At 66.0% G+C, this 13,151-nt stretch carries 7 protein-coding genes; 4 read left to right on the top strand and 3 right to left on the bottom strand.

Annotated features, from left to right (window positions below):
- Positions 1 to 121 precede the first annotated feature (121 nt).
- The 4 genes from ptsP (at position 122) to CDO35_RS03295 (ending at position 7,964) form a co-directional block, all read left to right on the top strand.
- The gene (gene ptsP / locus CDO35_RS03310) at positions 122 to 2,983 is read left to right on the top strand and encodes a phosphoenolpyruvate--protein phosphotransferase (RefSeq protein ID WP_099522557.1); all 2,862 of its coding nucleotides are present in this window, start codon (positions 122 to 124) and stop codon (positions 2,981 to 2,983) included.
- A complete protein-coding gene (pfkB, locus tag CDO35_RS03305) occupies positions 2,983 to 3,903 on the top strand; it encodes a 1-phosphofructokinase (RefSeq protein WP_099522556.1) in 921 nt (306 codons plus the stop codon). The genes ptsP and pfkB overlap by 1 nt, the downstream gene beginning before the upstream one ends.
- Before the next feature lie 12 nt (positions 3,904 to 3,915).
- Complete coding sequence (locus tag CDO35_RS03300) at positions 3,916 to 5,637, top strand: fructose-specific PTS transporter subunit EIIC (protein WP_099522555.1); 1,722 nt, start codon at positions 3,916 to 3,918, stop codon at positions 5,635 to 5,637.
- Between the two features lie 146 nt (positions 5,638 to 5,783).
- Complete coding sequence (locus CDO35_RS03295; protein ID WP_099522554.1) at positions 5,784 to 7,964, top strand: hypothetical protein; 2,181 nt, start codon at positions 5,784 to 5,786, stop codon at positions 7,962 to 7,964.
- A gap of 159 nt (positions 7,965 to 8,123) precedes the next feature.
- On the opposite strand, the gene cobB is transcribed toward CDO35_RS03295, so the two are convergent.
- From cobB to CDO35_RS03280, 3 genes are all read right to left on the bottom strand, one after another.
- Complete coding sequence (gene cobB / locus CDO35_RS03290; protein ID WP_099522553.1) at positions 8,124 to 8,831, bottom strand: Sir2 family NAD+-dependent deacetylase; 708 nt, start codon at positions 8,829 to 8,831, stop codon at positions 8,124 to 8,126.
- A gap of 186 nt (positions 8,832 to 9,017) precedes the next feature.
- A complete protein-coding gene (locus CDO35_RS03285) occupies positions 9,018 to 9,725 on the bottom strand; it encodes a response regulator (RefSeq protein WP_099522552.1) in 708 nt (235 codons plus the stop codon).
- Positions 9,700 to 13,095, bottom strand: a complete 3,396-nt coding sequence (locus CDO35_RS03280; protein WP_099522551.1) for an ATP-binding protein — start codon at positions 13,093 to 13,095, stop codon at positions 9,700 to 9,702. Before CDO35_RS03280 ends, CDO35_RS03285 begins: the two co-directional genes overlap by 26 nt.
- Positions 13,096 to 13,151 lie beyond the last annotated feature (56 nt).

Below are 13,151 nucleotides of genomic sequence, written 5' to 3'. Positions count from 1 at the left end.
TCGACGACGACCGGGCTTCAAGGATTACCCATTATCGGATAAGGTGCCAGCGTTTGATGAAACGTTTCAGCAATTCGTTTCATCGACTAGTCTTAGCCAAAACAATAAGTCGGAGACCACCATGCTCGAACTCGATGCCAGCCAAATCCAGATGGGCCGGGCAGCGGCGGACAAGGGCGAAGCCCTGGCCATGCTTGGCGATGCGCTGGCCAGTGCCGGCCTGGCTACTGCGGCTTACCTCGAAGGCCTGCAGGCGCGCGAGGCGCAGGGTTCGACCTACCTCGGCCAAGGCATCGCTATCCCCCATGGCACGCCACAGACCCGCGATCAGGTACTGCGCACCGGCGTCAGCCTGATCCAGTTTCCGGCTGGAGTGGATTGGGGCAACGGCCAGCAGGTGTACCTGGCCATCGCCATTGCCGCCCAATCCGACGAACACTTGCACCTGCTGCAACTGCTGACCCGCGCCCTAGGCGAGGGCGATCTGAGTCAGGCGCTGCGTGAAGCCAGCGAGCCGGCGCAGATACTCGAGCTGCTGCAGGGCGCACCGCAGGCGCTGGCACTGGACGGCCAACTGGTGGCGCTGGCGCAGCCGGCTGAAGACTTCGATGAATTGCTTTGGCAGGGGGCGCGCCTGCTGCGCAAGGCAGGTTGCGCACGCAGCGGTTTTGCCCTCGGGCTGGCGCGTGGCGAGCCGCTACCGCTGGGCGATGGCCTGTGGTGGCTGCACAGCGAGACCAGCGTCGAGCGGCCCGGGCTGGCCTTCGTCACCCCGGCGCAAGCGCTGACTTTTCGTGGCGAAGCGTTGCGCGGTCTGTTCTGCCTGGCCAGCCAGGGCGAGGCGCATCGTCAGGCGCTGGAGCGTCTGTGCGATGTGCTGATCGGTGGCCGCGCGGCGGCGTTCAGTGAAGCCAGCGACAGCCGCCAGGTGATCGAGGCGTTGGGCGGTGAAGTGCCGCCGGACTGGCCCAGCCTCAGCGTGCCGCTGCTCAATGCCCATGGCCTGCATGCGCGACCGGCCAAGGCGCTGAGCGAGCTGGCGCAGGGTTTTGCCGGTGACATCCGTGTGCGCCTGCTCGGCGACACGGGCGCCGGGGTCTCGGCCAAGAGCCTCAGCCGCCTGCTGGCGCTGGGTGCGCGGCGTGGTCAGATGCTCGAATTCAGCGCCGAACCGGCGATTGCCGACAGTGCGCTGCCTGCCATTCGCGCTGCACTGGAAAGTGGTCTGGGGGAAACGGTCGAGCCGTTGAGCGAAGCGCTGCCCGAAGTGGCGGCGCAGCTGGAGCCAGTCGAGGCCGTTGCTCCTGTCGCCGGAAGCCGTTTGCTGGCGGTCGGTGCCTCGCCCGGCATCGCCATCGGCCCGGCGCTGGTGCGCACGCCGCCGATCTTTGATTTCGCCGAGCAGGGCCAGGGCGTCGAGCAGGAACGCGGGCGACTGGATTCAGCTCTGGCGACTGTCTCTGCGCAGATCCAGCGCCTGGTCGATGGCGCCGGCGTGGCGAGCATTCGGGAAATCTTCAGTGCCCACCTGGCGATGCTCGCTGACCCTGCGCTGCGCGAGGATGTCGACGCCCGCCTGGCTGAGGGCGCGAGCGCCGAAGCGGCCTGGCAGGTCGAGGTCGAGGCGGCGGCCAAGCGTCAGGAAGCGCTGCATGATGCGCTGCTGGCCGAGCGCGCAGCGGATCTGCGTGATATCGGTAATCGTGTGCTGGCGCATCTGTGCGGTATCGAGTTGCCCAGCGAGCCGAATGAACCCTACATATTGGTGATGGCCGAAGTCGTACCGTCGGATGTCGCTGGTCTAGACCGCCAGCGTGTCGCCGGCATCCTGACTGCACGTGGTGGCGCCACCGCGCACAGTGCGATCATCGCTCGTGCCCTGGGAATTCCCGCCGTGGTTGGTGCCGGCGATGGTGTGCTGGCGTTGGCGCAAGGCACGCCGCTGCTGCTAGATGGCGACAGCGGCCTGCTGCGCATCGCCCCGGATGCGGCAGAGTGCGACCAGGCGCTAAATGAGCGCGAGGCCGCACAGCAGCGTCGCGAGCAGGCGCATGCCGCCCGCTTTGACGGCGCGCAGACTCAGGACGGCGTGCGCGTGGAAGTGGCGGCCAATATCGGCGCCAGCGGTGAAACCGCCGATGCGGTGGAGTTGGGTGCGGAAGCGGTGGGCCTGCTGCGCACAGAGCTGGTGTTCATGGAGCATGCCCAGGCGCCGGATCACGCCGCGCAGGAGCGCGAGTACCGGCGCGTACTCGATGCGCTGGCCGGTCGCCCGCTGGTGGTGCGCACCCTGGATGTCGGCGGTGATAAACCCCTACCGTACTGGCCGATGCCGGCCGAGGAGAATCCCTTCCTCGGCGTGCGTGGTATTCGCCTGAGCCTGCAGCGCCCCGAGATTCTGGAAACCCAGCTGCGCGCCTTGCTCGCCTCGGCCGATGGCCGCCCGCTGCGCATCATGTTCCCCATGGTCGGGTCGGTGGAAGAGTGGCGCGCGGCACGCGACATGGTGCAGCGCCTGCGCGAAGAGATCGACGTGCGCGACCTGCAGGTCGGCATCATGATCGAAGTGCCCTCGGCCGCGCTGCTGGCGCCGGTGCTGGCGGGCGAGGTGGACTTCTTCAGCATCGGCACCAATGACCTGACCCAGTACTGCCTGGCCATCGACCGTGGCCATCCGCAGCTATCGGCGCAGGCTGACGGCCTGCACCCGGCGGTGTTGCGCCTGATCGAGATGACCGTGACCGCAGCCCATGCTCAAGGCAAGTGGGTCGGTGTCTGTGGGGAGCTGGCCAGCGACCGCCTGGCCGTGCCGCTATTGGTCGGTCTGGGCGTGGACGAGCTGAGCGTGACACCGCGTTCGATTGCCCTGGTCAAAGCGCGCGTGCGCGAGTTGGACAGCCGCCAGGCGCGAACCCTGGCTGACCGTGCCCTGACCCTGGACAGTGCCAGCGCCGTGCGTGCGCTGGTGGCGGAGATGCACTGATGGCCCGAATTCTGACCCTGACCCTGAACCCGGCGCTGGACCTGACCCTGCGCCTAGATCGCCTGCAGCCCGGCGCAATCAACCGCTGTCATGAGCTGCGCAGCCACGCCGCCGGCAAGGGCCTGAACGTCGCCCAGGTGCTGGCCGACCTTGGACACAGCCTGAGCGTCGGCGGCTTTCTCGGCCGCGCCAATGCCGCGCCGTTCGAGAGCCTGATGCACAAGCGCGGGTTTCACGACCTGTTCGTCCGTGTGCCGGGCGAGACGCGCAGCAACATCAAGCTGGCTGAAGCCGATGGTTGCATCACCGATCTCAACGGCCCCGGCCCACAGGTCGAGACCGAGCACCTGCAACGTCTTGAGGCCGAGCTGGAGCCGCTGTTGGCCGGGTATGACGCCGTGGTGGTGGCCGGCAGCCTGCCGCGTGGCGTGACGCCTGAGTGGTTCGCCAGCCTGCTGCGGCGGATCAAGGCCAGCGGCGTGCCGCTGGCGGTCGATAGCAGTGGCGCGGCCCTGCAAGCGGCCCTGGGCGCCGCCCCCTGGCTGATCAAACCCAACGAAGAAGAACTGGCCGACGTGTGCGGCAGTGACCTGTCTGCCGCCGTGCAGACACTGCGTGCGCAGGGTATCGAGCACGTGCTGTTGTCGCGTGGCGCAGACGGTGTCGACTGGCACGGCCCGGACATCGCCCTGCGCGCCGTACCGCCGCGTGTCGAGGTCGCCAGCACGGTCGGTGCCGGTGACTCACTGCTGGCGGCCACCCTGCACGGCCTGCTCGAAGGCTGGCCGGCCGAGCGTACGTTGCGCCTGGCCACGGCGGTGGCGGCGCAAGCGGTCACTCAGATCGGCTTCGGTATCCATGATCGCGAGCAACTGGCCCGCTTCGAAGCGGCCGTGCAATTGCACCCTTTAGAAAAATAAGAGGCACCCACCATGAATGTGCTGATCGTCACCGCCTGCCCCAATGGCCAGGTTACCAGCGTGCTGTGTTCGCGCCTGCTGCAGGCCGCCGCCGAGCGGCTGGGCTGGCAAACCCGTGTCGAGGTGCATGACGCACGCGCGATTGGCTCGCCGTTGAGCGCGGCCGAGATCGCCGCTGCCGACTGGGTATTGGTGGTCAAGACCGGTGAGCTGCCGCTGAGCCGCTTCGCCGGCAAACGCTTGCTGCAGGCCACCCCGGCCGAGGCGCTGGCCGACCCGCAGCGTTTCCTGCAGGACGCCGCCGAGCGCGCCCAGCCTCATGCTGACAGCACCGAGGCGGTGCCCAGTGGTCGTCGCCGCCTAGTCGCAGTCACCGCCTGCCCGACCGGGGTGGCGCACACCTTCATGGCTGCCGAAGCGCTACAGCAGGCAGCGCTGCGTATGGGCCTTGACCTGCAGGTGGAAACCCGCGGTTCGGTCGGTGCGCGCAACCTGCTCGATGATGCCGTCATCGCGGCTGCCGATGCCGTGCTGCTGGCCACCGATATCGAGGTGGATACCAGCCGCTTTGCCGGCAAGAAGGTCTACCGCTGTGGCACCGGGGTGGCGCTAAAGCAGCCGCAGCAGACGCTGGAAAAGGCCTTGAGCGAGGCGCGACCATTGAGCGAGGCCGCGCCTGCCGAAGGCAATGCGGCCAGCAGCGAGAAATCTGGCCCTTACAAGCACCTGCTCACCGGCGTGTCCTACATGCTGCCGATGGTGGTGGCGGGCGGCTTGCTGATCGCCCTGTCGTTCGTCTTCGGTATCGAGGCGTTCAAGGAGGAGGGCACCCTGGCCGCTGCGCTGATGAAGATCGGCGGCGAGACCGCGTTCCAGCTGATGGTGCCGCTGCTGGCCGGCTACATCGCCTATTCCATCGCCGATCGTCCTGGCCTGGCGCCAGGGATGATCGGTGGGTTGCTCGCCAGCTCGCTGGGCGCCGGTTTTATCGGCGGTATCGTCGCTGGCTTCATCGCCGGCTATTCAGCCAAGGCCATTGCCCGCTGGGTGCGCTTGCCGGACAGTCTGGAGGCGCTCAAGCCGATTCTGATCATCCCGCTGCTGGCCAGCCTGATCACCGGCCTGGTGATGATCTACGTCGTCGGCAGTCCTGTGGCTGATGTGTTGCAGTCGCTCACCCAGTTCCTCGACAGTATGGGCAGCACCAATGCCATCCTGCTTGGCGCATTGCTCGGCGGCATGATGTGCGTGGATCTCGGCGGGCCGATCAACAAGGCGGCCTATGCCTTCTCGGTCGGTCTGTTGGCGTCGAGCAGCTATGCGCCGATGGCTGCGACCATGGCCGGCGGCATGGTGCCGCCGATCGCCATGGCCATCGCCACTGTGCTGGCACGACGCAAGTTCGCCCAGAGCGAGCGCCAGGCCGGCAAGGCGGCCGGGGTGCTGGGGCTGTGCTTCATCTCCGAGGGAGCGATTCCGTTCGCCGCGAAGGACCCGCTGAGGGTGATCCCGGCCAGCATTGCCGGTGGTGCGCTGACCGGCGCACTGTCGATGTACTTCGGCTGCAAGCTGATGGCGCCGCACGGCGGGCTGTTCGTGCTGCTGATTCCCAACGCCATCAACCATGCGCTGCTGTACCTGCTGGCCATCGTCGCCGGCAGCCTGCTCACCGGCGTGCTGTATGCGCTGATCAAGCAGCCCGAGGCGCAGCCGCTGGCGGTTGGGGCGCAATAAGCGCAGGGTCCGTTGCCTCGGTTACACTGAGTTGAACGGCGCCCGGGAAGTAGGAGTCTGTTGAATGGTCCGTGCGCCTATGCGCAGCGACGGATCTCGCTGGCTTCGTGGCGCAGTCGCCCTCATAAAGAAAGGATCTTTTGTCGATGACCCAAGCTCTCGCGCATCGCTGGCGCTTCTTCCGTGCCGGTGGCTTCGATCAGGTGCAACTTGAAACCCCGGCGGATCTCGTCGCCCTGCGCGGCCTGGACCAGAAACTCTGGGCCAGCCTGGCCTGCCCGGTGAACAACCTGGAGCTGGACCGGCGCATGCTGCAATACATTGACCTGAACAAGGACGGTCGTATCCGTGCTCCGGAAATTCTCGATGTGGTGGATTGGACGCTGGCACGCCTGCGTGATCCGGCCGTGCTGTTCCAGGAGGGACCGCTGCAGTTGTCGTCGCTCACCGACGACGCCGTAGGCACACGCCTGGGGCTGGCGGCGCGGCGCCTGCTGGGCGTGCTCGGGCGGTCCGATGCCGAGAGCCTGACGCCGGCTGACACCGCGGATCTGGCGAAGTTGTTCCCGCCACACGAATCCAATGGCGACGGCCTGGTACCGGCCAGCATGACCGATGATGCCGAGCTCAAGGCCGCCATCACCGACATCATCGCCTGCCTGGGGGCAAAGACCGATCGCAGTGGCGAGCCCGCCATCGGCGCCGAGCAGATCACCTCTTTCTTCGATCAGGCGCGTCAACTGCATGCCTGGCACGCACGTGCTGCCGAACAGGGGCTGGATGCATTCGGTGAAGGCACGGTTGCGGCGGTTGAAGCGCTGAGCGCCGTGCGCGCCAAGATCGACGATTACTTCACCCGCGTGGCCATGGCCGAGTTCGATCCGCGCGCCGCCGCCTTGATGAATGCCAAGGAAGAGGAGCTGGTGCGTCTGGCATCGCTGTCGCTGGCAAATGCCGGCGAGGTAGCGGGCTTGCCGTTGGCAACGGTGCAGCATGGTGACGAGCTGCCGCTGAGCAAGGGGCTCAACCCGGCGTGGCAGGGCGCAATCGATGAATTCCGCCAACGTGTGGTGGTGCCGGTGTATGGCGAGCAGGACAGCCTGTCGCGCGAGCAGTGGCAGCATCTGGTCGCATTGTGTGGCAACTACCTGGCCTGGCGCGCCGATACGCCGAAGGTGGCGATTGCCGAGGTTCTCGAACGCGGCCGTATTCTCGAGCTGGTGGAGCAGGGTGCCGAAGCGCGCCTGCTGGCGCTGGTGGAAGAGGACAAGACCGTGGCCGAAGCGGCGGACGGGTTGGTCGAGCTGGACAAGCTGATTCGCCTGCGTCATGGCCTGGTCACACTGCTGCGCAATTTCGTGTCCTTCCAGACGTTCTATTCGCGTCACGAGAAGGCCGTGTTCCAGGCCGGGGTTCTGTATATCGACGGCAAGAGCTGCGAGTTGGTGGTGGAGGTCGAGAATGTCGAAGCCCACGCCAAGGTGGCAGCGGCCAGTGATTGCTTCCTGCTCTACTGCGCCTGCACCCGTCGCGGTGAGCCGGTGCGCGGCAAGGAAAGCCTGAATATCGTGGTGGCGGTGACTGCCGGCAGCGAGGGTGATTTGCAGGCGGGGCGCCACGGACTGTTCTACGACCGCGATGGTAACGACTGGGATGCCACGGTGGTCAAGGTGGTACAGCACGCGATCAGTATTCGCGAGGCGTTCTGGTCGCCGTATCGACGTATTTCCAAGCTGGTTTCCGATCAGGTGCAGAAGCTTGCAGCCAGTCGTGACGCCGACATGGTCAGCAAGACCGCCGCCAAGGTCGGTGAAACCGGTGCAGCGCCAGCCGCCACGCCTACCCCGGCATTCGATATCGCCAAATTTGCCGGTATCTTCGCGGCCATCGGCCTGGCGGTCGGTGCCCTGGGCACGGCGCTGGCGGCAGTGGTCACGGGGATTCTGTCGCTGGTCTGGTGGCAGGTTCCATTGCTGTTTATCTGTGTGCTGCTGGCCATCTCCGGGCCGGCCATGCTGCTGGCCTGGTTCAAGTTGCGCCGCCGCAGTCTGGGGCCGATTCTCGATGGTAACGGCTGGGCGGTGAATGCTCAGGCACGCATCAGCATTCCCTTCGGCACCGCGCTCACGCAAATGGCGACAATACCCAAGGGTAGCGACCGCGCACTGCGCGATCCCTATGCCAACAAGCCGGTGGTGTGGCCCTGGATCATCGCGCTGTTGCTCGTGCTGGGCGTGGGGTATTACGCCTGGAGCAATGGGGTGTTCAGCCCGGAGCCGCAGGTGCCGGCTGAGGCAGTAGCGCCTGTTCAGGACGCTGCCGGTTAGAGGGTCCTGCCGGGCGTTGGGCCCTTTGTAGGAGCGGTTGGGCGGCATTCCGCTTCAGCCGCGAAAGCTGTTCGCGGCTGAAGCCGCTCCTACGAGTTGGAATGCGCTGTCGGCCAGCCATTTGCGTATTGGCGGGTTTCACCCGCGCTACGTTCTCTCTCAGCCGGCTAACAGCTCCGCCACCCAGCGGGGCAATTGCTCGGTGGCCGGGCCATAGCGTTTCTCGGTGAACAGCGAATGGCCCTGGCTCGGCTCCAGATTTATTTCCAGCGTATGCGCTCCGGCCTGGCGTGCCTGTTCGACGAAGCCCGCCGCCGGGTAGACATGGCCCGAGGTGCCGATGCTGACGAACAGCTCGCACTGCTCCAGCGCGTCATAGATGCGCTCCATGTGATAGGGCATCTCGCCGAACCAGACGATATCCGGCCGCAGCGTGCCCTTCAGGCCGCAGCAGGCGCACGCCTGGCTGACCGGCATGTCGTCCAGCAGCGGAAAACGCTGCTGGCTATTGCTGCACAGCATCGACTGCAACTCACCGTGCATGTGCAGCAGGCGTTTGGAGCCGGCGCGTTCGTGCAGGTTGTCGACGTTCTGCGTGACCAGCAGAAACTCGCCCTGCCAGGCAGCCTCCAGCTCCGCCAGGGCCAGGTGCCCGGCATTCGGCGCGATGGCCGGATCGCGCAACTGCGCGCGGCGCATGTCATAGAAGCGCTGTACCAGTGCCGGATCGCGGGCAAAGCCTTCTGGTGTGGCCACTTCTTCGATGCGGTGGTCTTCCCAGAGGCCGTCAGCGGCGCGGAAGGTGCGGATGCCGCTCTCGGCGGAGATACCGGCGCCGGTGAGAATGACGATATTGGGATGGGGCATGGCGGCTCCGAAGACAGGTGCATTGCTGCAACTCTAAGCCAAATTGCCAATCCGTAGGGTGTGCTGCGCGCACCAGCGCCTTTGCCCAGGTGCGCACGGCGCACCCTACGGGTGTTCACTTATCCTGTAGGGCGGGTGAAACCCGCCGGTTTGGCAATGGCGGGTTGCACCCGCCCTACGCGGAGATCATCCCCGTTCGCTCATCGCTGCCAGCGCCACCGAGGCGGCGGCGGTGCGGGTTTCTACGCCGAGCTTCACGTAGACATGCTCGAGGTGCTTGTTCACCGTGCGCGGGCTGAGGCCGAGGATGTCGCCGATATCGCGGTTGGTCTTGCCGCAGGCGACCCAGCGCAGCACCTGCACCTCGCGCTCGGTGAGTTGGAAGCGCGCTGATAGTTTGGCATGCGCCGGGGCGTCGTCGAGGCTGAGGCTGACGGGTTTCGATGCAGCACGCGCGGCCTGGAGTATGCGCGCGGTGCGCAGGTGCGAGGCGACGCGGGCGAGCACTTCCTCGGGGTTGATCGGCTTGGTCACGTAGTCGATGCCGCCGGCTTCGAAGCCCTGCACCACGTGCTCGCTGTCGGTCAGGGCGGTCATGAACAGCACGGGGATATCGGCGCTGCTCGGCTCGGCCTTGATACGCCTGCAGGTCTCGAAACCGTCCAGCCCCGGCATCATCGCATCGAGCAGGATCAGGTCTGGCCTGCGCCGCTGGATGCGCCCCAGCGCGCTGGCACCGTCCAGCGCCACCAGTACCATGTAGCCGGCATCGTCGAGCGCGTCGGAAAGCAGCGCGAGGTTGTCTGGCGTGTCGTCGACGATGAGGATGATGCCGCGCTCGGCCGACAGGCTGGCGGGCGAGCACGACTCAGGCTGGGGGAACGGCGCATTCATGTTCGGCCTCCTTCAGTTGGCGGTTGAATTCGTCGAGCTGGAAGTTCTTCACCAGCAGACGCAAGGTGGCGGTGAAGCTGGCGCAGGCCGGGTCACGCTGGTCGATGTCGTCCAGGCGTTGCTGGATGCCGCGCACGTAGCCCAGGGCACCCAGTTCGCGCAGTGCCTGCAGATCGTCGCTGCCCGGCAATGTCATGGCCGCGGGCCGCGGCGGTTGTTCCTGGGTGCGGCGCAGCCAGCTCAGGCTGAGCTGATGCTGGATGCGTTCGAGCAACTGTGGGGTGTACACCGGTTTGGCCAGGTAGTCGTCGCAGGCCGCGGCGATGCTGCGTTCGCGGTCGTCGGTGAAGGCGTTGGCGGAGATAACGATAATTGGCGCCCGGCACTGCGTGTTACGGCGGATCAGGCGACTGGTTTCCCAACCGTCCATCTGCGGCATGGACAGGTCCATCAGGATAAGTGCCGGGTTATGCAGCGCTACCTGGCGAATTGCCTCCTGGCCGCTGGCGGCCTGAATCACCTCGAAGCCCAGCGGCTCGAGCATGCCAGCGAGCACGCGGCGATGTTCGAGGTGATCGTCCACCACCAGAATCAGACGGCGCTCGCCCTGGTAGCCGGTGATGTCGTGTTCGACGTGCACCACCGCCTGCGGTACGCGCACCTCGGAAAGGAACAGGCGCACCTGAAAGCGCGTGCCCTGACCGGGTTCGCTGTGCACCGAGAGCTCGCCGCCCATCAACGAGGTGAGCATGCGGGTGATGGTCAGGCCGAGGCCGACACCGTTGTCCTGGCGCATCAGGTCGCCGCGTTCGAAGGGCTGGAAGATGCGTTCGATCTGCTCCGCAGCGATGCCGATACCGGTGTCGATGATTTCGAAGGTGGCTGTCTCGCGCATGTAGCCGACGCGCAGGCATACCTCGCCGCGCTCGGTGAAACGCACTGCATTGCCCAGCAGATTGATCAGGATCTGCCGCACGCGCTTCTCGTCGCCGCGCACTACTGCCGGCATGCGGCCGATGCATTCGAGGCGAAAGCGCAGGCCTTTCTCGGCTGCCTGTGGGGTGAACATGCGTTCTAGCTGGTCGATGAATTCCGGGAAGGGAATTTCTGCCAGTTCCAGGTGCAGCTTGCCGGCTTCGATCTTGGCCACGTCGAGCAGGCCATCGATCAGCGACAGCAGGTGCGAGCCGCTGCGCAGGATGGTCGCCAGGGCATCCTTGTGCCGGATCGGCATGGCCGCGTCGCGCTGCAGTATCTGGGTGTAGCCGAGGATGCTGTTGAGCGGTGTACGCAGCTCGTGGGACAGCCCGGTGACGTAGCGGCTCTTCGCCGCATTGGCCGATTCGGCGGCTTCCTTGGCCTGCTGCAGGGCTTCGTCGGTCTTGCGGTGGGCTTCGATTTCCTGCATCAGCAGCAGGGTCTGACGGTCCGATTCCTCTTGCGCCACGCGCCGGCTTTCGCGGGTCAGCACCAGCCACCAGGCGAGCATGGCGGCGAATAGCGAGAGGGTGAGGAAGGCTTTGAGGAAGGCCTGGAACAGCGTCTGGCGCATTTCCGGCTCCTGCGTCGGCAGGCCCAGCGAGACCTGGCTGTAGATCAGCGCCAACGCGCCGAACAGCATCAGCACCAGCAGGCCCAGCAATCCCAGGTACTGCGCCAGGCGGCTGTGCAGGCGCGGGATGGACGCGCGCGGGAACAGCCAGCCGATGAAGTCGTCGAGCTGATCACTCAGGCGGGCTCTGGGTTTGCAGCGATCCTCGCAGCGCGCGTCGAGCGAGCAGCATAGTGAGCAGATCGGTGCGCCGTAGGCGGGGCAGTGCGCGGTGTCCGGCTCCTCGAAACGGTTGTTGCACAGGCAGCATTGCACCTGCCCGGCTTCGGTGTAGGGGTAGAGCAGGTGCGGCTGACGCTCGCGAGCGATGTAGTAGCGCCCGCCGGTGAGCCAGGCCAGCAGCGGCGCCAGCAGAAATGCCGAACCCAGCGCCACGGCCGGGGATGCCGCCTGGGCCAGGGCGCCGAACAGGCCGCCGTGGGCGAGCACCGAGAGCAGCGAGGCGATCAGCATGGCGCCGACGCCCACCGGGTTGATGTCGTAGAGGTGTGCTCGCTTGAATTCGATGTACTTCGGCGACAGGCCCAGCGGCTTGTTGATCACAAGGTCGGCCACCAGCGCGCCGATCCAGGCGATGGCGATATTGGCGTAGAGGCCGAGCACTTCCTCGATCGCCTCGAACACGCCCAACTCCATCAGCATCAGCGCGATGGCCACGTTGAACACCAGCCACACCACGCGGCCAGGGTGGCTGTGGGTGATGCGCGCGAAGAAATTCGACCAGGCCAGCGAGCCAGCGTAGGCGTTGGTGACATTGATTTTTACCTGGCTGACGATGACGAACAGCACCATGGCCGCCAGTGCCCATTGCGGCGAGGCGAACACGTAGTTGAAGGCCACCAGGTACATCTGCGTCGGCTCGGCGGCGCGCTCCATGGGGATTTCATGCTGCAGGGCGAGAAAGGCGAGGAAGGCGCCGGCGAGCATCTTCAGCGCGCCGGGGATGATCCAGCCGGGGCCGGCCAGCAGCAGTGCGGTCCACCAGCGCACGCGGTTGGCGCGGGTTTTCTCAGGCAAAAAACGCAGGTAGTCGACCTGCTCGCCGATCTGTGTGATCAGGGCCAGGGCGACGGTGCAGGCGGCGCCGAAGTGCAGCAGGTTGAAGCTGCCGGGGTCGCCCTCGCGGCCGGCGAAGCTGGTCCAGTCCGATAGTGCTTCGGGGTTCTTGGCGATGACGAACACGTAGGGCAGCACCAGCAGGAACAGCCACACGGGCTGCGTCCACATCTGCAGGCGGTTGATCAGGGTGATGCCGTAGGCCACCAGCGGAATGATGATGATCGAACAGATCACATAAGCCAGGGCCAGCGGGATGTTGAAGTACAGCTCCAGGGCCAGCGCCATGATCGCCGCTTCGAGGGCGAAGAACAGGAAAGTGAAGCTGGCGTAGATCAGCGAGGTGATGGTCGAGCCGATGTAGCCGAAGCCGGCACCACGGGTCAGCAGGTCCATGTCCAGGCCGGAGCGGGCGGCGTAGTAGCTGATCGGCAGGCCGGTCAGGAAGATCACCAGGCTGACCGCGAGGATTGCCCACAGGGTGTTGGTGAAACCGTAGGACAGCGCCAGTGCACCGCCGATGGCTTCCAGGGCGAGGAACGACACGGCGCCGAGCGCGGTGTTGGCGATGCGCAGCTCCGACCACTTGCGGAACGACCTGGGCGTGAAGCGCAGGGCGTAATCCTCCATGGTCTCGTCGGCGACCCAGGCGTTGTAGTCGCGGCGAATCTTGATGATGCGCTGGGTGCCGGTTGGTTGCACGGGCGAAGTCCTGCTGGCGTTATCGGGTAAGACCGTCCCTGTCGCGCGTCCCTGTA

The organism is Pseudomonas sediminis, from assembly GCF_002741105.1.
GTDB lineage: Bacteria > Pseudomonadota > Gammaproteobacteria > Pseudomonadales > Pseudomonadaceae > Aquipseudomonas > Aquipseudomonas sediminis.
The sequence above is the reverse complement of the archived record's forward strand: the minus strand, read 5'-3'. Positions and strand labels throughout refer to the sequence as shown.